At 74.8% G+C, this 20,541-nt stretch carries 17 protein-coding genes; 10 read left to right on the forward strand and 7 right to left on the reverse strand.

Annotated features, from left to right (window positions below; translation table 11 throughout):
- Positions 1-47 precede the first annotated feature (47 nt).
- Together ACL02T_RS20140 and ACL02T_RS20145 are read right to left on the reverse strand one after the other, a co-directional pair.
- On the reverse strand, positions 48-929 hold the full coding sequence (locus ACL02T_RS20140; protein WP_412832269.1) for a class I SAM-dependent methyltransferase: 882 nt from the start codon (positions 927-929) through the stop codon (positions 48-50).
- Positions 930-1,222: 293 nt separating this feature from the next.
- Positions 1,223-2,620, reverse strand: coding sequence for an RNA polymerase sigma factor (locus tag ACL02T_RS20145; protein WP_412832270.1), 1,398 nt, complete (start codon positions 2,618-2,620; stop codon positions 1,223-1,225).
- A 323-nt stretch (positions 2,621-2,943) separates the two neighbouring features.
- On the opposite strand from ACL02T_RS20145, the gene ACL02T_RS20150 reads away from it, so the two are divergent.
- Positions 2,944-3,825 carry an inositol monophosphatase family protein gene (locus tag ACL02T_RS20150; RefSeq protein ID WP_412832271.1) on the forward strand — a complete coding sequence of 294 codons (882 nt, stop codon included), beginning with the start codon at positions 2,944-2,946 and terminating at the stop codon, positions 3,823-3,825.
- A 16-nt stretch (positions 3,826-3,841) separates the two neighbouring features.
- Here the strand turns inward: ACL02T_RS20150 and cei are convergent, their stop codons facing one another.
- The gene (gene cei, locus ACL02T_RS20155) at positions 3,842-4,483 is read right to left on the reverse strand and encodes an envelope integrity protein Cei (protein ID WP_412832272.1); all 642 of its coding nucleotides are present in this window, start codon (positions 4,481-4,483) and stop codon (positions 3,842-3,844) included.
- 331 nt (positions 4,484-4,814) lie between these two features.
- Here cei and ACL02T_RS20160 point away from each other — a divergent pair, with 331 nt between their 5' ends.
- A complete protein-coding gene (locus ACL02T_RS20160) occupies positions 4,815-5,117 on the forward strand; it encodes a DUF4193 domain-containing protein (RefSeq protein ID WP_232872866.1) in 303 nt (100 codons plus the stop codon).
- Positions 5,118-5,237: 120 nt separating this feature from the next.
- On the opposite strand, the gene ACL02T_RS20165 is transcribed toward ACL02T_RS20160, so the two are convergent.
- Entirely contained in the window at positions 5,238-5,663 is a 426-nt protein-coding gene (locus tag ACL02T_RS20165) for a DUF3093 domain-containing protein (protein ID WP_412832273.1), read from the reverse strand.
- Positions 5,664-5,788: 125 nt separating this feature from the next.
- On the opposite strand from ACL02T_RS20165, the gene dut reads away from it, so the two are divergent.
- The 4 genes from dut (at position 5,789) to ACL02T_RS20185 (ending at position 11,025) form a co-directional block, all read left to right on the forward strand.
- The gene (dut, locus tag ACL02T_RS20170; RefSeq protein WP_412832345.1) at positions 5,789-6,265 is read left to right on the forward strand and encodes a dUTP diphosphatase; all 477 of its coding nucleotides are present in this window, start codon (positions 5,789-5,791) and stop codon (positions 6,263-6,265) included.
- On the forward strand, positions 6,262-9,486 hold the full coding sequence (locus tag ACL02T_RS20175) for a DUF3710 domain-containing protein (protein WP_412832274.1): 3,225 nt from the start codon (positions 6,262-6,264) through the stop codon (positions 9,484-9,486). Before dut ends, ACL02T_RS20175 begins: the two co-directional genes overlap by 4 nt.
- 412 nt (positions 9,487-9,898) lie before the next feature.
- Positions 9,899-10,279: an OB-fold nucleic acid binding domain-containing protein gene (locus tag ACL02T_RS20180; RefSeq protein ID WP_412832275.1), complete on the forward strand. Its 381-nt coding sequence runs from the start codon at positions 9,899-9,901 to the stop codon at positions 10,277-10,279.
- 44 nt (positions 10,280-10,323) lie between these two features.
- Positions 10,324-11,025, forward strand: coding sequence for a DUF3159 domain-containing protein (locus tag ACL02T_RS20185; RefSeq protein WP_412832276.1), 702 nt, complete (start codon positions 10,324-10,326; stop codon positions 11,023-11,025).
- A 43-nt stretch (positions 11,026-11,068) separates the two neighbouring features.
- Here ACL02T_RS20185 and ACL02T_RS20190 read toward each other — a convergent pair whose 3' ends face one another.
- Positions 11,069-11,728 (reverse strand): potassium channel family protein, encoded by a 660-nt coding sequence (locus tag ACL02T_RS20190; protein WP_412832277.1) that lies wholly within the window; start codon positions 11,726-11,728, stop codon positions 11,069-11,071.
- A 22-nt stretch (positions 11,729-11,750) separates the two neighbouring features.
- Positions 11,751-12,413 (reverse strand): potassium channel family protein, encoded by a 663-nt coding sequence (locus ACL02T_RS20195; RefSeq protein ID WP_412832278.1) that lies wholly within the window; start codon positions 12,411-12,413, stop codon positions 11,751-11,753.
- 116 nt (positions 12,414-12,529) lie between these two features.
- Here ACL02T_RS20195 and ACL02T_RS20200 point away from each other — a divergent pair, with 116 nt between their 5' ends.
- The 4 genes from ACL02T_RS20200 to ACL02T_RS20215 all read left to right on the forward strand — a co-directional run bounded on the left by ACL02T_RS20200 (position 12,530) and on the right by ACL02T_RS20215 (position 19,383).
- Positions 12,530-14,635, forward strand: coding sequence for an APC family permease (locus ACL02T_RS20200; protein ID WP_412832279.1), 2,106 nt, complete (start codon positions 12,530-12,532; stop codon positions 14,633-14,635).
- A gap of 34 nt (positions 14,636-14,669) precedes the next feature.
- Positions 14,670-15,830 carry a class I SAM-dependent RNA methyltransferase gene (locus ACL02T_RS20205; protein ID WP_412832346.1) on the forward strand — a complete coding sequence of 387 codons (1,161 nt, stop codon included), beginning with the start codon at positions 14,670-14,672 and terminating at the stop codon, positions 15,828-15,830.
- A 26-nt stretch (positions 15,831-15,856) separates the two neighbouring features.
- The gene (locus ACL02T_RS20210) at positions 15,857-16,726 is read left to right on the forward strand and encodes an HTD2 family dehydratase (protein WP_412832280.1); all 870 of its coding nucleotides are present in this window, start codon (positions 15,857-15,859) and stop codon (positions 16,724-16,726) included.
- Positions 16,727-16,926: 200 nt separating this feature from the next.
- Complete coding sequence (locus ACL02T_RS20215; RefSeq protein ID WP_412832347.1) at positions 16,927-19,383, forward strand: Tex family protein; 2,457 nt, start codon at positions 16,927-16,929, stop codon at positions 19,381-19,383.
- A gap of 110 nt (positions 19,384-19,493) precedes the next feature.
- Here ACL02T_RS20215 and ACL02T_RS20220 read toward each other — a convergent pair whose 3' ends face one another.
- Positions 19,494-20,198 (reverse strand): tyrosine-protein phosphatase, encoded by a 705-nt coding sequence (locus tag ACL02T_RS20220; RefSeq protein ID WP_412832281.1) that lies wholly within the window; start codon positions 20,196-20,198, stop codon positions 19,494-19,496.
- Between the last annotated feature and the right edge of the window lie 343 nt (positions 20,199-20,541).

The raw sequence follows: 20,541 nt of genomic DNA on the forward strand, positions 1-20,541 counted from the left end.
CCGAGGACCGTCGGCGGCTCGACGTCCGGTGTTCGCGTCGGGACCGCTCAGGGCGAGCGTGCGGTCAGCAGCCAGGCCGCCGAGCCGAGCGCGACGCCGTCGGGACCCGCCCCCTGCGTCAGGAACGCCCGCAGGGCCGCGATCGCCCGCTCCCGCTCGGCCGTGTCGAGCCCGTCGAGCGTGCCGGACAGCATCCGGCGGACCAGCCCGAACGCCTCCTCGACGTCCCGGCCCAGCACCACCGGCGCCGCGCACGGCGCGACGTCGACCTCGAGGAGCCCGGCCCCCTCCAGCAGGGACCGGGACCGGTCCGGGTCGGCGAGGGCGAAGGCGCCCGGCCCGGGCGGCGGCTCCGCGGGCGTGTGCCCGGTCAACGCCCGCATCAGGCCGTGCATCCAGGCGTTCTCGGCGAGCGCGCGCCACACCACGAACGCCAGCCGCCCGCCGGGCCGCAGGGCCCGCGCCAGGTTCGTGAAGGCGGCGGGCGGGTCGCCGAAGAACATCACCCCCGTCCGGCTGACCACCCGGTCGTAGCCGCCGCCGAAGTCGTGCACCTGCGCGTCGGCCTCCACGAAGCCGACCCCGGGGAGCCCGGCGCTCCGGTCGCGCGCGACGGCCAGCATCGGGGTGGAGATGTCCACGCCGGTCGCGGTGCCGCCCGGGCTGACCGCGGCCGCCACCTTGCGGGTGACCGACCCGGTGCCGCAGCCGACGTCGAGCACGTGCAGGCCCGGGGCGAGGGCGGCGGCCTCGAGCAGCGGCGCGTCGTAGCCGGCAGCGGCGGCCTCGAACTGCGCGGCGCGGGCCGCCCAGAGCAGCCCGAGGTCGCCGGCCCACTGCGCGTGCTGGTCGGCGTTCGACCCGTCCACCCCGGGCCCGTCCACCCCGGGCCCGTCCACCCCGGGCCCGTCCACCCCGGGCCCGGTCACCGATGCCCCGGAACCTCGACCGGCTCGATGGTCATCATGCCGGTCTCGAAGGCCGCGTGAGGCTCATGCGCTGCTCCTGTGCGTGGTCGGTCCTCCGTACCGTGCACGTGTGGATCAGCCGCCGCGTTAACGCCCGTCGTCGACTCCGGGGACCGGCTGCCGCGCCGGCAGGTGTGTACCTACCTCGGCGCCGGGCGGGCGCCCCAGTCCGAAACGACGACGGCCCCGGGCCGGAGCCCGGGGCCGCGCGTCGGAGGAGAACTCGGTGCGGATGCTCGCTCCGCTCGGTGCACTCAGTCCAGGTAGTCGCGCAGGACCTGTGACCGCGACGGGTGACGCAGCTTCGACATGGTCTTCGACTCGATCTGGCGGATCCGCTCACGGGTCACGCCGTAGACCTGGCCGATCTCGTCGAGCGTGCGGGGCTGGCCGTCCGTGAGGCCGAACCGCAGCCGGACGACGCCCGCCTCGCGCTCGGACAACGTGGCCAGCACCGACTGCAGCTGGTCCTGCAGCAGCGTGAAGCTCACCGCGTCGACCGCGACGACCGCCTCGGAGTCCTCGATGAAGTCGCCGAGCTGCGAGTCGCCCTCGTCGCCGATGGTCTGGTCCAGCGAGATGGGCTCCCGGGCGTACTGCTGGATCTCCAGCACCTTCTCCGGGGTGATGTCCATCTCCTTGGCCAGCTCCTCCGGGGTGGGCTCGCGGCCCAGGTCCTGGAGCAGCTCGCGCTGGATGCGGCCGAGCTTGTTGATGACCTCGACCATGTGCACCGGGATGCGGATGGTGCGGGCCTGGTCGGCCATCGCGCGGGTGATGGCCTGCCGGATCCACCACGTCGCGTACGTCGAGAACTTGTAGCCCTTGGTGTAGTCGAACTTCTCGACCGCACGGATCAGGCCCAGGTTGCCCTCCTGGATCAGGTCCAGGAACGCCATCCCGCGGCCGGTGTAGCGCTTGGCCAGCGAGACGACGAGGCGCAGGTTCGCCTCGAGCAGGTGGTTCTTGGCCCGCTCGCCGTCCCGCACGATCCAGCGCAGGTCGCGCCGCAGCTGCGGGGAGAGCTTCTCCGAGGCCTCGATCGCCCGGCGCAGCCGCTCGGCGGCGTAGAGGCCGGCCTCGATCCGCTTGGCGAGCTCGACCTCCTCCTCCGCGTTGAGCAGCGCGACCTTGCCGATCTGCTTGAGGTAGGCCCGGACCGAGTCGGCCGAGGCGGTGAGCTCGGCGTCCTTGCGCGCCTGGCGCAGCGCCTCGGACTCCTCCTCGTCCCAGACGAACTCGGTCGACTTCTGCTGGGAGGAGCGGGTGGTCGGGGCACGGCGGTTGGCGCCGGTGTTGGCCGGCTCCTCGTCGTCCTCGTCGTCGTCCTCGTCGGCGGCGTCGGCCGTCTCGGCGTTGTCGTCCTCGACGTCGTCGATCTCGACGTCCTCGAGCTCGACGTCCTCGGCGAGGTCGGCCTCGTCGATCTCGACGGCCTCCTCGTCGCCCTCGGGCGAGGTCGCCTTCTTCTTGGCCGACGTCTTCGCCGACGGCGTGGCGCCGGTCTTCGCGCCCCCACGTGGGCGCGCCGGCCGGGACTTCGTCGCGGTACCCGCCCCGCGGCCACGACGGGCGGGTGCGGCCGCCGTCTCGGCCCCGTCGAGGTCAGGGGAAGTCGAGTCGGTTCGGGTTGCGGAGTCTGCGGCTGCCACCTAGGCCCTCTCGCTGCGTGCGCTTGCGGTCCGCCGGAGCTGCCGAGAACGCGGCGGGCGCTCCGGTCCGGCTGGCTTCGAGTGACTTCGCCTCGCCGGTCGCCGCCGTTCTCGTGGGGTCGGCGCGCGTCCCGGGGGTGAAGTTCTCAGCCATTGTAACTGCGCCGTGGCCCGGTGCTCGCCGATCACGCCCTCTTCAGAGCACCCGCATCGGTTCAGAGAGGGCCCGGAGGGGCCGGACGGGCGCTCCCGTGCGCCGGGCGGTGGCCCGCGCGCCGGCCCGCACCCCGTCCCGACCTGCGGGCTGTGGTCGGATGGGTGGCATGGTCCCGAGCAGCGTCCCCCGCAGTGTCGGCGTGCCCGGCACGGACCCGACCACCCTTCCGGACGCCGCGGAGCTGGCCGGGCTCCGGCGTGTCGCGGAGCAGGTGGCGGGGGAGGCGGCCGCCCACCTGCGCACCCTGCCCGCTCCCCGGGAGACCGGCGCCGTCGGCACGAAGAGCACGCCGACGGACGTCGTCACGGACTCGGACCAGGCCCTCGAACGCCTCGTCCGCGAGCGGCTCGCCGAGCTGCGGCCCGGCGAGCCGGTGTTCGGTGAGGAGGCCGCGGGCGACGCGGGGGCCGCGCGCTGGGTCGTCGACCCCATCGACGGCACCGTGAACTACCTCTACGGGCTGCCCTGGTACGCCGTGTCGGTCGCAGCGGTGCGGGACGGGGTGTCCCTCGCGGGGGCGGTCGTCGAGCCCGCCTCGGGGCGCGTCTGGAGCGCGGCGGCGGGTGCGGGTGCCACCTGCGACGGCGTGCCGTTGCGGGTCACCGCCGAGACCGACCTCGCGCAGTCCCTGGTCGCCTGCGGGTTCTCCTACGACGCCCGGCGCCGCGAGCGGCAGGCCGCGATGGTCGCGGCGGTGCTGCCACGGGTCCGTGACCTGCGGCGGACCGGTTCGGCGGCGCTCGACCTGTGCGGGCTCGCGGCCGGGTGGCTCGACGCCTACGTCGAGCACGGCATCAACTGGTGGGACTGGGCCGCCGCGGCGCTGATCGCGCGGGAGGCAGGTGCCGTCGTCCGCGTGCGGCCCGCGCCCGGCCGTGCCCGTACGGACGGCACGGAGCTGGGGGAGGACGTGACGCTCGCCGCGGCCCCCGGGGTCGCGGCCGCCTTCGAGGACCTGCTGCGCGGGGCGGGTGCCGCGGAGGTCTGAGCCCCGCCCGCGACCGTCAGCAGCGGGCGGCGTCCCGGGCCTCGGCCAGCACCTGCGGGTCGAGCTGCGGGGCGGCCACCTGCTCGCCCTCGCCGGTCTCGCCCGCCCCCGGGGCGCCGAGCTGTTCCAGGGCGTCCCGTACCGCGCGGACGGGGTCGACGTCGGTGAAGCCGGTCCCGACGGCGACGTCGACCGAGGCGTCGCCCCGCTCGTCGCGCACCAGCTCGAGGCAGGGCAGCACGAGCTGCAGGGTGGCCGCGGCGCCCTCGCCGCTCTCCCCGAACCGCAGCTGGCCGTGGCACTCCAGGTCGCCCTGGGGGTAGAGCGGGTCGTTGTCGGGCTGGCGGGCCTCGCCGAAGCCCAGGTCGCCGAGCTGGGCGGCGACGAGGTTGGCCTGCCCGCGCTGGCCCCCGGCGTTGAGCACGGTCGTGCGGACGTCCGCGGGCGGGACCGGGGTGGCCGCTTCCACCGCGCCGGGGTCGAGGACCGTGCCGGCGGACCCCGCGACCGGGGTGTTGCACGAGGCGAGACCGGACTCGGCGGCGGCGTTGACGAACACGATCGTCCACGTCACCAGGGCGGCCACGGCGAGCGCCGCGACCGTGATCGCGACCGGGCGGGTCCGCCGCCGCCGGTAGGGGCGCAGTCCCGCGTTCACGCCGCACCCACCCCACGCCCGGACACCCCGCGGATCAGCACGGCCGGAACCCTAACGCCCGCCGGTGCCGGGGTGGACGGACGACACGGGGGTGGGTCCGGTGCCGGGAGCTTGACGCCTCGGCTACCCTCTGCGCGCCGACGGGGGAGCCACGACGTTCGCGGGGTCCGGTCGCGGGCCGTAGCAGCGGATCCGCGCCCGGACCCGGCAGGCCTGCGCTCTTCCGCGAACGGGTGAGACCGGCGTCACTCCGATGCCGGGCACAAACGCCCGCGGCCGGGACGTTGTGCAGCGGCACGGCAGACGACGAAGAGTACTGAGGGTGGGAACGATGGCGACCGACTACGACGCACCACGGCGCAACGAGGCCGACGACATGGCAGAGGACTCGCTCGACGAGCTCAAGGCCCGTCGGAACGAGGCCCAGTCGTCCGTGGTCGACGTCGACGAGTCGGACACGGCGGAGAGCTTCGAGCTCCCGGGGGCGGACCTCTCGGGCGAGGAGCTCACGGTCAAGGTCCTGCCGAAGCAGGCGGACGAGTTCACCTGTGGCAGCTGCTTCCTGGTGCACCACCGCAGCCGGCTGGCCGAGACCCGCGGCAACCTGTTCATCTGCCGCGACTGCGCGGCCTGAGGACGGCGCCGCCGGCCCGACCGCAGCGACACGACGCGGATCCGACCGAGGATCCGTCGCGGACACCGACGAGGGCGTCCCGGACCGCCGGGACGCCCCTTTCGGCGTTCTCGGGGCCGGTCAGGCCCGGGCGGCGCTCAGCGCGGCCACCAGCTCCTCCGGCCGGCGGCTGCTGACCACCCAGTACGGGACCGGGTTCGCCGGGTCCCGGGTCTCGATCCGCACCACCGGTCCGATCCAGCTGCGGTGCAGCACGTGCGCCACCGGGTCCAGCTCCGGGCCCAGCGCCTGCTGCTTGTCCTTCTTGGCCACGATCTGGGTGCGCCCGACGTGCTCGAGCGCGATCCGCTCGTCGCCGGCGACCAGCTCGGTGTCGGTGACCCGCACACGGACGCTGCCCAGCCGCCACACGACCAGCAGCGCCAGCGGGATCAGCACGGCGTAGCCGATCCAGGACCGTACGCCGGGATAGCCCATGTGGATCTCGGCGCCCAGCAGCACGGCGACGCCGCCGGCGAACAGGAACCACCAGAGCGGTGTACTCAACCGCTCGTCGAACCCAGGACGGCCGGACGTCGCAGGACCGGCACCGGACGGGTACTCGCTCACGACGACCCACTGTAACGTCGCCCGTTGTGCCCGGCCCGATCGATGCTCCCCCGCACGAGCCGATGGTCACGCCGCTCGTCGACGTGCTGCTGACCCGCCTCGACCCCGACATGCCCCTGCCCGCGTACGCCCGGCCCGGCGACGCCGGGGCCGATCTCGCGACCACGTCGGACGTCGTGCTCGCTCCAGGTGAGCGCGCCGTCGTCGGCACGGGGGTGGCGATCGCCCTCCCCCCGGGTTACGCCGGCTTCGTGCACCCGCGCTCCGGGCTGGCCGCCCGGGCGGGCCTGTCGATCGTCAACTCACCGGGCACGATCGACGCCGGATACCGCGGCGAGATCAAGGTGTGTCTGATCAATCACGACCCCCGCACGGAGATCGTGCTGCGCAGGGGTGACCGGATCGCCCAGTTGGTCGTTCAGAAGGTGGAGTACGCGCGCTTCGTCGAGGTGCCCGAGCTCCCGGCCTCCGACCGGGGGCCGGGCGGGTACGGCTCGACGGGCGGCCACCACCGGCTGGCGGGAGGGGACGGACCGTGAGCGTCCGCTACGGCGAGGACCTCGAGGACCTGGAGTCCGCCGACCGGGGACGACCCGGGCACGGCGAGTACGACGACGTCGAGTACGACGACGAGTACGAGGAGTACGACGAGGAGTACGACAGCGACTACGACGGTCCGGACTTCGGCCCGTTCGACGTCGCCAGGCTCGACCCCGCGATGACGGACGCGCTCGCGCGCATGGACTTCGGCGCCGTCCAGGTGCCGATTCCGCTGCAGGGCACGGTCGTCGAGCCGGAGGAGGGCGCGCGGCTGTCCGCGGTGCACGTGTCGATGCCGGGCGGCGGGCGGCTGTCGCTCTCGGCGCTGGCCGCACCGCGGTCGGGCGGGCTGTGGCAGGACCTCTGCGGGGAGATCGCGGAGTCGCTGCGCGAGGGCGGCGCGACCGTGCGCTCCTACACCGGCGAGTGGGGCCGCGAGCTGCGGGCGACCACCCAGGTGGCCTCGTCGGTGTTCGTCGGCATCGACGGTGAGCGCTGGATGGTCTACGGCGTCGCCGCGGGCCCGGAGGAGCAGGCCGAGCGGCTCGACGCGGAGATGCGGCGGATGCTGCGCGGCACGATCGTGGTGCGCGGCAAGTCCCCGTACCCGCCGCGCACGGTGCTGCCGTTGACGCTTCCGTCCGCCGTCGACGAGGCCGCCGATCCCGCGGCCGAGGCGCCCCAGCCCAAGGCCACGCTGACCCTGCGGACCCGGTCGGTCACGCCGGCCGCGGAAGCGGGGGAGTCGTCGGGGACGGCCGCCGGTGGTGCCGCGGCCGAGTCTCCCGCGGGTGCCGGGCAGGGCGGTGCTCCGGGCGGTACGGCGCCCGCCGGTGGGCCGCCCGCTGCCGGGCCGGTGGCACCGGCGGCCGCAGCGGGGGCGCCGGGTGCCGGGGCGTCCCGGCCCGCTCGGTCGGGGATGCCGCAGCCGGGGATGCCGCAGCCGGGGATGCCGCAGCCGGGGATGCCCCAGTCGGGGATGCCCCAGCCGGGGACGCCGCAGTACGGGGTCCGTGGTCCCCGGTCCGGCGGTCCTGTGGGGGGTCCGGGCTTCGGTCCGGCCCCCGGCGTGGGTGGCCCGACGGGCGGTGGGTCCACCGGCGACGCCCTCATGCCGGACACCCCCGGTTCCGCCGGCGCGGCGACCGGCGGGTATCCGCCTGCGCGTCCCGCGACCGGTGGTCCCGGGTTCGGCGGCCCGGCCCCGGCGCCCCGGGGAGGTCCGGCCGGTCGCGGCGAGCGTCCGCAGGCCTCGGGGGGCGCCGGCCCGTACGGTTCCGCCTCCTCCGGCTCCACCCCGTACGGTTCCGGCCCCGGCGGTTCAACCGCCGCCAACGGTCCGTACCCATCGGCGGCCGCTCCTCGTGCAGGCGGATCCGAGTCGGTTCCCCCGGTGGGGCCTCCCGGCGCGAGCACCGGTCCGGAGCCGCGCTTCGGCGGTTCCCCCGCCGCGCACTCCACGGGCTCGCACGCGAGCCCGGGATCTGCGCCGCAGGGATTCGCACCGGGCGGCCCCGACGCCCCGTGGCCCCCGGACGTCGCGGCGCGGGGCACGGCGGCGCCGGACGCAGGGGCCCTCGGCTCGGGCGGTGCGGGCGAGACGCGCGCCCTGCCCGTCCTGGGACAGGGCGCGGCTCGCGACGCGTCTCGGCCACACCGCGACGAGTTCCCTGCTCCGCAGGTCGCGGACCCGCACAGCGGTGGCTGGGCGACCACGGAGTGGCGCCCCGACTGGGCCGCCCGGCCTGCGGACCCGGCCGACTCGGGCGCCGAGGACCGTGCCGAGCGCGGCCCGCAGCTCGGTGCTGCGGATCCGCTCGCGGGTCCGCGCCACGGCGACCCGTCGGCCGACCCGGTGAGCGGTGCCTGGGAGGCCGGCGGCCGGCACGCCGATCCGGCGGCCTCGCCGGGGGCCCGGCCGGGCCGGGCCGGCGGGGCGCGGAGCTCCGGCTGGTCCGGTGGATCGGCAGGCCCGGGTCACGACCGGCTCCTCGGGGCGGCGGCCGGCGGTGCCGGCGAGGCGCCGCGACCGTCCTGGGCCGGTGAGCCCCGGGACGCGAGCCGCGCGACGGGTGCGCAGCACCCGGAATGGGCGGCCGAGGAGCGCACCGGGGGCCCGCAGCACTCCGGGTGGGCGGGCGGCTCCCGCGACGGGAACCCCGGGCGGCCGGAACGTGCCGCGGAGCAGGGCGGTCGCCGTCGCGCCCCGGAGCCCCCGATCGAGCGGCGTGCCGGGACACCGGGCCCGTACGACGCGCCGTCGCACGGCGGGCACGCCGCCCACGGCCGGCCCGACGGTTGGGCGCCGACCGTGCACCAGCCGCCGGGGCCGGGCTACGAGACCGTCGACCGGGACTCGGGCCGGCTGCCGCAGTACGGGTACGCCGCGTCGGGCTGGTCGTCGAACGGCGGTGGCCGCGAGGTGACCGGGTTCGCGGGGGTCAGGACGGGTCCCGGCTCACCCGCCGACGTCCCGACCAGTCTGTTCGACGCCCTCATGGCCGAGTCCGCCGACCGCGCCGCCGGGTCCGACGGACCGGGCCGTGGCGCGACCGGTGGGTACGTGAACGGCCACTCCGGCCCGAACGGCCACTCCGGCCCGAACGGCCGCCGGGGAGTCGACGGGCACCACCACCCCCACGGTCCCGACGGCTCCGTCCACGGCCACGGCCCGGCCGCGGGCGGGCCCGACGGGTACGGGTCGAACGGGTACGGGTCGAACGGGTACGGGTCGAACGGGTACGGGTCGAACGGGTACGGGTCGAACGGGTACGGCTTGAACGCGTACGGGTCGACCGGCTACGGGTCGACCGGCGACGGGGGCCGCGGCGCGGCGAACGGCCACCCCGTCGCGGGCGGGTGGGCCCCTGCCGACGGGTACGCGGCCCCGGGCGGGCCGGGCGGTTCCCCCGGCCTCGGCGCTGCGGGCCGGCACGGCTCGTCGAACGGCGACCCCCACGGGCAGCACGGCGCCGTCCCCGGCGGCGAGTACGGGCCGTCGACCCCCGGCCCCCAGGGCGGGCGCGCGTGGGCAGGCGGCTACGGCGCGGAGGAGGACCCGTCCGGCGGGAACCGGCGCCACGGCGGAGGTCCGGGCACCCAGCCCGCGCTCTCCTTCCTCGACGTCGACCGCATCGACCCCGTCGACCCCGTCGACCCCGTCGACCCCGTCGGCGGCGGCGACGTCGACGCCCGTGGTCGCCATCACCGGCCCGAGTAGGGCGCAGGTCGAGCCCGGCGCCGGCCGACACACGGCAGCGGAGCGCGGCACACCTGGTCCACCGGGTGTGCCGCGCTGCGCTCACGGGGGCGGCCGCGCGGACCGCTGCGTGATGCGTGCGGACCGCTGCGAGATGCGTCACGGCCGCCGGGCGCGCCGACGAGCGGCCGGCCGCTCCCGTCGGCGGCCCGGAACTCCGCGAATCGGACAGCGCGGCGAGGCCCCTCCGCCCGGGTGAAGGCGTGTCGTCGCGACGATCCCGCCGCTCGCCGACGGGAGTGATCAGGGCCCCGTCCCGCCCGCACGGATCTACCCGTTCTGGGCACACAGCGCGTTTCTCCCGCGTTACCCTTGCACGGGCAGCGGCCGGATCACAGGAGACGGCCCGCGCCCGAGCAGCCATAGGAGAGACATGGGCAGCACGGACGGTGGGGCGTTCCGCCGCATGCTTCGGAAGCTCACCAGCGACGTCGACGTCCTGGACGCGGACGACCTGACCGAGGATTCCGAGCGTTCGGGGGCACAGCGCGCGAGCGAGTGTGCATGCGGTCAGGAGGTGACCATGCTGGGTCGCCTCCGCAGTGTGGAGTTCTGCGCCGAGGACGACACCAGCGCGCAGCTCCAGGCGGAGCTGTTCGACGGCACCGAGGGAGTGACGCTGGTCTGGATGGGTCGACGCCGGATCCCGGGCATCGAGCCGGGTCGGACGATGCGCGTCCGCGGACGGATCTCGGTACGGGACGGGCGGAAGGTCCTGTACAACCCGTACTACGAGATCTGCCAGGCCCAGTGACGTCGGGTCCCGAGGGGGACCGGCCGACCACCCGGATCCCACGGGTGGCCGGCGAACCCGCGGACCACGACTCGGACACGGGCCCGATCCCGCGCGTCCCCGCCGACGAGGGCGAGGCCGGGTCCCTGGAGCCCGCTCCGGAGGGCGAGCGCCGGCCCACGCTCATGGAGCAGATGGGCGGCATTCCCGGGATCGTGGCCTCGACGGTCCCGGTGGCCGTCTTCGTCGTCGCCAACGTCCTGTTCGAGCTGAAGCCCGCCGTGATCGCCGCCGTGGCGGCCGGCGTGGTGGTGGCGGTGTTCCGCGTCGCCCGCCGGCAGCCGCTGCAGCCGGCGGTGTCCGGCCTGTTCGGTGTCGGCGTGTGCGCCTTCATCGCCTACCGCACCGGCGAGGCCCGCGGCTTCTACCTGCCCGGGCTGCTCTACAGCGCCGTGCTCGGGCTCGCGTTCCTGGTGTCGATCGTCGTCCGGTGGCCGCTCGCCGGTGTCGTCTGGCACGCCGTCAACGGGCACGGCCACGAATGGCGCCGCAACCCGCGCATGCTGCGGGCCTACAGCTGGGCCAGTGCGCTGTGGGCGCTGGTGTTCGCCGCCCGCCTCGTGGTGCAGGGCTGGTTGTACAACGCCGACGAGGAGACCTGGCTCGGCATCGCCCGGCTGGCGATGGGCTACCCGCTGGTGGGCCTCGCGATCGTCGGCACGGTCGTCGCCGTGCGGCGGGCCGAACGCGCACCCGCCACGAGCTGACGCGGGCCCGGGCCGAGCCGGCCCGGGTCCGGGCGCGAGCCGCTCAGGCGTCGACGACCGCCATCCGGATCTCCTCCTCGACCGCCGCGGTCGCCACGAACAGCAGCTCGTCGCCCGGCTCGAGCGAGTCGTCCGCCTGCGGGACGATCACCCGACCGCCGCGCAGGATCGTGACCAGTGCGGAGTCCGGGGGCAGCGCCAGGTCGCGCACCGGACGCCCGGCGAGCGGGGCGTGGGTGGGCAGCGTGACCTCGACCAGGTTGGCCTGGCCCTGCCGCAGCGTGAGCAGCCGGACCAGGTCCCCGACGGCCACGGCCTCCTCGACCAGCGCCGCGAGCAGCCGCGGGGTGGACACCGAGACGTCCACGCCCCAGTTCTCGCCGAACAGCCACTCGTTGCGGGGGTCGTTGACCCGCGCGACCACTCGCCGGACCGCGAACTCGGTCTTCGCGAGCAGCGAGACGACCAGGTTGACCTTGTCGTCCCCGGTCGCGGCGATCACGACGTCGCAGCTCTCGATGCCGGCGTCCTCGAGCGTCTGGAGCTCGCAGGCGTCGGCGTGCACCCACTCCGCCTCCTCGACGGCCGCGGGGTCGATGTGGCTGAGGTCGCGCTCGATGAGCATGACCTGGTGCTGGTTGTCCACCAGTTCGCGTGCGATGGAGCGGCCGACGGCGCCGGCCCCCGCGATGGCGACCCTCATGACCTCACGCCCTCTCGGGTTCTCAGGAGTCGGCGGGCGGTGCGGCCGCCGCGGCCGTGACGTCGGACACCGTGCCCGAGACCGCCGCCACGTAGACGGTGTCGTCGGCCTGCACGGCGGTCTCGCGGGTGGGCAGCACGCCGGTGCCGAACCGGACGATGAACGCGACGCGGGAGTCCGTGACCTCCTCGAGTTCACGGATCGGGCGGCCCACCCAGTCCTCGTGCAGCGGCAGCGGCAGGATCGCGACGGTGCCGGCGGGCTCCCGCCACGCCGTCGCGACGCCGTCGGGCAGGACCATCCGCATGAACCGGTCCGTGGTCCACGGCACGGTGGCGACGGTCGGGATGCCGAGGCGCTCGTACACGGCGGCGCGCTTGGCGTCGTAGATCCGCGCGACGACCCGCTCCACGCCGAAGGTCTCCCGGGCCACCCGGGCGGACAGGATGTTGGAGTTGTCACCGGAGGAGACGGCGGCGAACGCGTCGGCCTTCTCGATCCCGGCCTCGACGAGCACCTCCCGGTGGAAGCCGAAGCCGACGACCTGGCGGCCGCGGAAGTCCGAGCCGAGCCGGCGGAAGGCCTGGACGTCCCGGTCGATGACGGAGACCTCGTGACCGAGCCGTTCGAGCCCGGCGGCGAGGGCCGCGCCGACGCGGCCGCACCCCATGATCACGACGTACATCGGAGGGCCCTCCCGGGCTCGTTCGGTCTCACGTTCCGACGGGCCGGGGCTCGTCGGGGCTCGTCGACGGCGCACGCTATCGCGTCGGTCCGTTGCGGAGAGCATAGGCTTCCGACGTGTCCAAGCTCGGCGTCGCCGTCAAGCGCATCCTCGTCGGCCGACCGCAACGCAGTGACCGCCTGCACAGCACGTTGCTGCCCAAGCGGCTCGCGCTGCCGGTCTTCGCCTCCGACGCCATGTCCTCGGTCGCCTACGCGCCCGAGGAGATCTTCCTGACCTTGTCCGTCGCCGGTGTCACCTCGTACGCCCTGTCGCCGTGGATCGGCCTCGCGGTCGTGGTCGTGCTGCTCACCGTCGTCACCAGCTACCGGCAGAACGTGCGCGCCTACCCGTCGGGGGGCGGCGACTACGAGGTGGCCACGGTCAACCTCGGCCGCAAGGCCGGGCTCACCGTGGCGAGCGCGCTGCTCGTCGACTACACGCTCACCGTCGCGGTGTCGATCTCGGCGGCCGCGGCGAACATCGGGGCGCTGATCCCGTTCGTCGGGACGCACAAGGTGGCCTTCGCGGTCGTCGCCATCGCCCTGCTCACGGCCGTGAACCTGCGCGGCGTCCGGGAGGCCGGCGTGGCCTTCGCGGTCCCGGTCTACCTGTTCATGCTGGGCATCGCGACGATGATCATCTGGGGTCTGACCCGGGTGCTGATCCTGGGCCAGGCCGTCGAGACCGCGAGCACCGACCTGCGCCTCGTCGCGGAGGGCGACACCTTCACGGGACTGGCGCTGGTGCTGCTCGTCCTCCGCTCGTTCACCCAGGGCGCCGCGGCGCTGACCGGGGTGGAGGCGATCTCGAACGGCGTGCCCGCCTTCCGCAAGCCCAAGTCCCGGAACGCGGCGAACACCCTGCTGCTGCTGGGGCTCATCTCGGTGAGCATGTTCATGGGGCTGATCGCGCTCGGCCGGCTGACCGGGGTCAAGATCGCCGAGGACCCGGCGACGCAGTTCCCCGACGCGCCCCCGGGCTACGAGCAGCAGACGATGGTGGCCCAGCTCGCCGACGCCGTGTTCGACGGCTTCCGCCCCGGCTTCTTCTTCGTCGTGATCATGACGGCGCTGATCCTGGTGCTGGCCGCCAACACCGCGTTCAACGGCTTCCCGGTGCTGGGCTCGATCCTCTCCCAGGACCGCTACCTGCCCCGCCAGCTGCACACCCGCGGCGACCGGCTGGCCTTCTCCAACGGCATCCTGATCCTCGCGGCGTTCGCGATCGTGCTGGTGATCGGGTTCCAGGCGGAGGTCACCCGGCTCATCCCGCTGTACACGGTCGGGGTGTTCGTGTCCTTCACGCTGAGCCAGGCCGGGATGGTGCGGCACTGGAACCGCGAGCTCGCGTCGACGACGGAGGCCCGCGAGCGGGCCCGGATGCGGCGCGCGCAGACGATCAACGGATTCGGCGCGATCATGACCGGGCTGGTGCTGCTCACCGTCCTGGTCACGAAGTTCACCCTGGGCGCCTGGATCACGATCGTGGCCATGGCCGGGTTCTTCGTGCTCATGGTCGCGATCCAGAAGCACTACGACCGGGTCTCGGCGGAGCTGCAGGCGGGGGAGTCCGACGCCGTGCTGCCCAGCCGCAACCATGCCGTCGTCCTCGTGTCGACGCTGCACAAGCCCACGCTGCGGGCGCTGGCCTACGCCCGGGCCACCCGGCCGGACGTCCTGGAGGCGGTCACGGTCAACGTCGACGACGCCGACACGAAGAAGCTGGTCGCGGACTGGGGCAAGCGCAAGATCCCGGTGAAGCTCAAGGTCGTCGAGTCGCCGTACCGGGAGATCACGCGCCCGGTCCTGGACTACGTCAAGCGCGTCCGCTCGGACAACCCGCGGGACGTGGTGACGGTGTACATCCCCGAGTACGTCGTCGGTCACTGGTGGGAGCAGATCCTGCACAACCAGTCCGCGCTGCGGCTCAAGAGCCGGCTGCTGTTCCAGCCCGGGGTGATGGTCACGAGCGTGCCGTGGCAGCTGGCGTCCTCGGCCGCCGCCCAGCCGCTCTCGCCGCACTTCGCGCCCGGCGCCTCGCGCCGCGGCTACCCGTCGATGGAGCAGCTGCCCGGCGAGCAGACGCCGGCCGCCACCGCCACCCGCACCACCGGCCCGCGCAGCACCCCCGGCCGGTCGGACGCGAACTCCTGGAAGGACAGCGGTGACCCGGTCCGCTGAGCGAGCCCTCGACTGGACGGACCGGGTCCTCGAGATGGAGGTCGGCCCGATCGCCCACGGCGGGCACTGCGTGGCGCGGCACGAGGGCCGCGTGGTCTTCGTGCGGCACGCGCTGCCCGGCGAGGTGGTGCGGGCGGTGGTGACCGAGGACAACGGCGGCTCGTTCTGCCTGGCCGACGCGATCTCCGTGCTGCGGGCCTCCCCGGACCGGGTGCCGGCGCCGTGCCCGTGGGCCCGCGCCGGCGGCTGCGGCGGCTGCGACTTCCAACACGTCGCCCCGCCCGCACAGCGCGCGCTGAAGACCGCCGTCCTGCGCGAGCAGCTCACCCGCCTCGGCGGCCTGTCCGGCGGGCTCGCCGCGACCGTCGAGGTGGAGGAGCTCCCGGGCGGCCCGCTCGGCTGGCGGCAGCGGCTGCGGCTGGCGGTCGACGACGAGGGCCGGGCCGGCCTGCGGGCCCACCACAGCCACGAGGTCGTCCCGATCGCGGACTGCCTGCTCGCCCCCGCCGGGCTGCTCGAGGACCTGCTCGACCGGCACTGGCGGCCCGGCGACGAGGTCGACGTGGCCGTCGACGCCCGGGGCGAGCGGCACCTGGGCGGGGGCGTGCCGCCCCGGGAGCGCAGTGCGTCCGTGCAGCACGCCGCCGGCCGGGACTGGGAGCTGTCCCCGGGCGCCTTCTGGCAGGTGCACCCCGAGCTCGCCGACACGCTCGTCGACGTGGTGCGGGACTGGGCCGCCGCACCGGCGGGCGGCACGGCCTGGGACCTCTACGGCGGCGTCGGGTTGTTCGCCGCGGTGCTGGCCGAGCACGTGGGGCCGGAGGGGTCGGTCACCGTCGTGGAGTCGGCGCGGCAGGCCGTGGCCGACGGGGAGCGCGCGCTGCGCGACCTGCCGCAGGTCGCCTTCCGGTCCGGCCGGGTGGAACATCTGCTCGCCGAGCTGCCCGACCCCGACGTGGTGGTCGCCGACCCGCCGCGGAAGGGACTCGGCAAGGCGATGGTGGACCAGCTGTGCGCGCGGGCACCGGAGCGGATCGTCTACGTGGCCTGCGACCCGGCCGCTCTGGGCCGGGACGTGAAGCTGTTCGGCGTCCGGGGTTACGAGCTCGCCGCGTTGCGCTCCTTCGACGCCTTCCCGATGACGCACCACCTGGAGTCGGTCGCGCTGTTCCACCCCGTGCGCGACCATCCCTGAGCAGCGGACACCGGACAGGAGGAGTCGTGGGCATCGCCGAGTACGTCGAGGGCTGGGAGCCCGGGCCGGTCGAGGTGCGGGAGGTGCTGGACCGCGCCCCGTCCGACGCCTTCGCCGGGCTGCTCGACCAGCCCTCGCCGATCGACGCCACCGGGCTGGGCTCGACCGCGCTCCCGCCCCTGTGGACCGGGTTCCACTTCCTCGAACGCCCCGCCACGGCGGAGCTCGGCGAGGACGGGCACCCGCGCGAGGGGCACTTCCTGCCGCCGATCCCGAACCGCCGGCGGATGTTCGCCGGCGGGCGGCTGCGGGTGCACGCGCCGCTGTGCGTCGGCGACGAGATCATCCGGCGCAGCGCCCTGACCTCGGTCACCCCGAAGTCGGGACGCTCGGGCGACATGCTCTTCGTCACCCTGACCCACGAGTACCTCCGCGACGGCGAGGTGGCCCAGGTCGAGGAGCACGACGTCGTCTACCGGGAGCAGGAGCCCGGGGCCTCGCCTGCCGCGGCCCCCGCCGCCCCGGAGGCACGGGAACCGGAGCCGGCGGCGCCGGGGCAGTGGCAGGCGGTGCTGCGCCCCGACGAGGTGCTGTTGTTCCGGATGAGCGCGCTGACCTACAACGCCCACCGGATCCACCACGACCTGCCCTACACCCGGGAGGTCGAGGGGTTCCCCGGCCTCGTGGTGCACGGCCCGCTGCTGGCCCTGATGCTGCTGGAGCTGCCCCGCCGGTTCGCGCCGGACCGCCAGGTCGCCGAGTTCTCCTACCGGCTGCGCCGCCCCGCCTTCGTCGGCGCGCCGGTGGTGGCCACGGGCGAGCCGGACGGCTCCGACCTGGTCTGCGGCGTCCCCGGTGCGGAGCCGAGCATCACCGGGCAGGTCACCTTCGCCTGATCCGGGTTCGGCGCATGCGCGGCCGGGCGAGCGGGGCGGGCGAGCGGGGTGGGCGGAGCGGGACCGACCGCTCCGGTCCCCCCTCCTGACCACCTCGACCCTGCGACCCGACCCCGCCCGCACCCGCCGGGGGACCGCCCGGGGAGGATGGGGGAGTGACAGGTTCGGTTCCCGCAGCGGCCTCCGCGGCCCCCACCGGGGTGGCGTCGGCACCGCAGTCCTCGGCCCAGCAGCCCACCCCCCAGCCGTCGATCGAGCAGCGCATCGCCGACGAGCTGGGTGTGCGCCGGCACCAGGTCGCCTCGGCCGTCGACCTTCTCGACGAGGGGTCGACCGTGCCGTTCGTGGCCCGCTACCGGAAGGAGGCGACGGGCGGGCTCGACGACGCCCAGCTCCGCACCCTCGAGGAGCGGCTGCGCTACCTGCGTGAGCTGGAGGAGCGGCGGACCGCCGTGCTCGAGGAGATCCGCAGGCAGGGCAAGCTCACCCCCGAGCTGGAGCAGCAGGTCCTCGCCGCGGAGTCGAAGGCCCGGCTCGAGGACGTCTACCTGCCCTACAAGCCCAAGCGCCGCACCAAGGCCATGATCGCACGCGAGAACGGCCTCGAGCCGCTCGCCGACGCGCTGCTGGCCGACCCCTCGCTGACCCCGGAGGAGGAGGCGGCGAAGTATCTCGGCGAGAACGTCGCCGACGCCGCCGCCGCGCTCGAGGGCGCCCGCGCGATCCTCGTCGAGCGCTTCTCCGAGGAGCCCGACCTCATCGGCGGCCTGCGCGAGCGGATGTGGAGCCGCGGCGTGCTGGTGTCGAAGGTCCGCCCGGGCAAGGAGGCCGAGGGAGCCAAGTTCGCGGACTACTTCGACTTCTCCGAGGCCTTCACCTCGCTGCCGAGCCACCGCATCCTCGCGGTCTTCCGCGGCGAGAAGGAGGAGGTCCTCGACGTCTCCCTGGAGCCGGACACCGAGGTCCTCGAGCCCGGGCAGCGCAGCGACTGGGAGACCCTGATCGCCGCGCACGTCGGGATCTCCGACCAGGGCCGCCCCGCGGACCGGTGGCTGAACGACGTGGTGCGCTGGACCTGGCGCACCCGGATCCTGCTGCACCTGGGCATCGACATCCGGGTGCGGCTGCGCACCGCCGCGGAGGAGGGCGCGATCGGCGTCTTCGCCTCCAACCTGCGCGACCTGCTGCTCGCCGCGCCGGCCGGCACCCGCGCGACGATGGGCCTCGACCCGGGCCTGCGCACCGGTGTCAAGGTCGCCGTGGTCGACGGCACCGGCAAGGTCGTCGCCACGGACACGATCTACCCGCACGAGCCGCGCAAGGACTGGAACGGCGCGCTCGTCACGCTCACGAGGCTGGCCGCCGAGCACTCCGTGGACCTGATCGCCATCGGCAACGGCACCGCCTCCCGCGAGACGGACAAGCTGGCCGGGGAGCTCGTCGCGATGAACCCCGGGCTCAAGATGACCAAGGTGATGGTCAGCGAGGCGGGCGCGTCGGTCTACTCGGCCTCGGCGTACGCGTCGGCCGAGCTGCCGAACCTCGACGTGTCGCTGCGCGGCGCGGTGTCCATCGCCCGCCGGCTGCAGGACCCGCTCGCCGAGCTGGTGAAGATCGACCCGAAGTCCATCGGCGTCGGGCAGTACCAGCACGACCTGCCGGAGGCGGCGCTGTCCCGCTCGCTCGACGCGGTCGTCGAGGACTGCGTGAACGCGGTCGGCGTCGACCTCAACAGCGCCTCCGCGCCGCTCCTGCGCCGGGTGTCGGGCATCAGCGAGTCGCTGGCCGCGGCGATCGTCACGCACCGGGACGCGAACGGGCCCTTCCGCACCCGCACCGCGCTCGTCGACGTCCCGCGACTGGGGCCGAAGGCCTTCGAGCAGTGCGCCGGCTTCCTCCGCATCCGCGGCGGCGACGAGCCGCTCGACGTCTCCGGCGTGCACCCCGAGGCCTACCCGGTCGTCCGGAAGATGGTCGACGCGGCCAAGGTCGGCATCGACGAGCTGATCGGCAACACCACGAAGCTGAAGAACCTGCAGCCGCAGCGGTTCGTCGACGACCGGTTCGGGCTCCCGACGGTCGGCGACATCCTCGCCGAGCTGGAGAAGCCGGGCCGCGACCCGCGCCCGGCCTTCCGGACCGCGACCTTCGCCGAGGGCGTGCACAAGATCGCGGACCTGCGGCCGGGGATGGTGCTCGAGGGCGTGGTGACGAACGTCGCCGCCTTCGGCGCGTTCGTCGACGTCGGCGTGCACCAGGACGGCCTCGTGCACGTCTCGGCGATGTCCACGCAGTTCGTGTCGGACCCGCGCGAGGTCGTGAAGTCCGGCGACGTGGTCAAGGTCAAGGTGCTCGAGGTCGACGAGGACCGCAAGCGGATCTCGCTCACCCTGCGTCTCGACGACGAGCCGGGCAGGGGTGGTGCCGGCGGCCGGCAGAACCGCGGCGGCGGGGACCGCCCGCGCGGCGATCGCGACCGGCAGGGCGGCGGCAAGGGCCAGGGCGGCCGCGGCGGTCAGGGTGACCGCGGCGGCAAGGGCGGCCAGGGTCGGCAGGGCCAGGGCGGCCGGCAGGGCGGGCAGCGGAACCGCCAGGAGAAGCCCGCCCCGCTGAACAACGCGATGGCCGACGCCCTCAAGCGCGCCGGTTTCAAGTGACCCGTGAGTGGCGATGGTCGCTATGGCGACGATCGCCACTCACGAGGCGTGAGCAGGACGAACGGCGCTCTCGTTCACGAGGAGTGAGCGAGGGCGCCGTTCGTGCGTCGTCAGCCGACGAGGCGGCGGGCGAGCAGGTCGAGGTCGTCCGGGTCGGTCCCGTGCGCCAGCAGGTGCCCGCGCAGGCCGCCCGGGTGGGCGTCCATGTCGTCGAGCACCGCCTCCAGGGCCGCACCGTCGACGCCGACCAGGCCCGCGACGTCGTCGGGCAGCGGGACCCCGGTCGCCTCCAGCCGCGCCCACAACCGGGTCAGGTTCTCGTTGGTGCGCAGGTAGTCGGCCACGACGTGCTCGCGCGGCACCCCGACCGCGCCGAGCACCACCGCCGTGACGATGCCGGTGCGGTCCTTGCCCGCCGCGCAGTGCACCAGTACCGGGCCGCGGGAGCGTGCGACGATCCGGAGGATCCGGGCCAGCGCGGGTGCGGCCTCCGTCACGAGCAGCCGATAGGCCCACGCGATGTCGCGTCGGTCCGCGGGCGTGGCGGCCACGACCTCGGGCGCGAGCGAGGCGCCCAGCGGCACCTCGTGCACGTCGGCGATCTCCGCCAGGGGATGTGACAGGCCGCGCGTCTCGGCGCGCGAGCGCAGGTCCACGACCGTGCCGGGAGCCGGTGTCCCCAGGTCACCGGGCTGTGGGGCGTCGCTGCGCAGGTACTCGCCGGCACGCAGCCGCCGGCCGTCGATGGTCGGCAGGCCACCGACGTCGCGGAGGTTGGCCGGGGTGCGCAGGGCGAAGGGCAGCGAGACGCTCACCTTGCGAGGGTGGCGGTCCCGGGTGAACGACAGGTGGAATGGTGACCGGACCCACGGCCCGGTCGGCCCGTGATCACGGTCGGGTCGCGATCAAGGAGCTGAACAGGGCGGGAACGGTGGGGAACAGGCCGGCCCCGGCAGGTGTTGACCCCTGTGTCGGCGGGCAGGACCGGCCCGCCGCGATCTCCCGCGACCCACGTGTGACAATGGGTGCCGTCGGCTGTCAGCGATGACGTCAGCCGAGAGCCCCATGGTCCTTCTCCGGCGGCACCGAGCCGCTCCGGGCCCGCGGGCTTCCCCGCGGGTGCGTCGTCCGTCCGGATGTCGGACGGCCACCCCGCTG

It is taken from the genome of Pseudonocardia oceanicola, from assembly GCF_047200735.1.
In the GTDB taxonomy this organism is placed as follows: domain Bacteria; phylum Actinomycetota; class Actinomycetes; order Mycobacteriales; family Pseudonocardiaceae; genus Pseudonocardia.

Coding starts and splice junctions, on each gene's coding strand:
- ACL02T_RS20150 (WP_412832271.1), top strand. CDS start 2,944: ATGGTCCCGAGCAGCGTCCCCCGCAGTGTCGGCGTGCCCGGCACGGAC.
- ACL02T_RS20205 (WP_412832346.1), top strand. CDS start 14,670: ATGGAGGTCGGCCCGATCGCCCACGGCGGGCACTGCGTGGCGCGGCAC.
- ACL02T_RS20160 (WP_232872866.1), top strand. CDS start 4,815: ATGGCGACCGACTACGACGCACCACGGCGCAACGAGGCCGACGACATG.
- ACL02T_RS20180 (WP_412832275.1), top strand. CDS start 9,899: ATGGGCAGCACGGACGGTGGGGCGTTCCGCCGCATGCTTCGGAAGCTC.
- dut (WP_412832345.1), top strand. CDS start 5,789: ATGGTCACGCCGCTCGTCGACGTGCTGCTGACCCGCCTCGACCCCGAC.
- ACL02T_RS20195 (WP_412832278.1), bottom strand. CDS start 12,413: ATGTACGTCGTGATCATGGGGTGCGGCCGCGTCGGCGCGGCCCTCGCC.
- ACL02T_RS20190 (WP_412832277.1), bottom strand. CDS start 11,728: ATGAGGGTCGCCATCGCGGGGGCCGGCGCCGTCGGCCGCTCCATCGCA.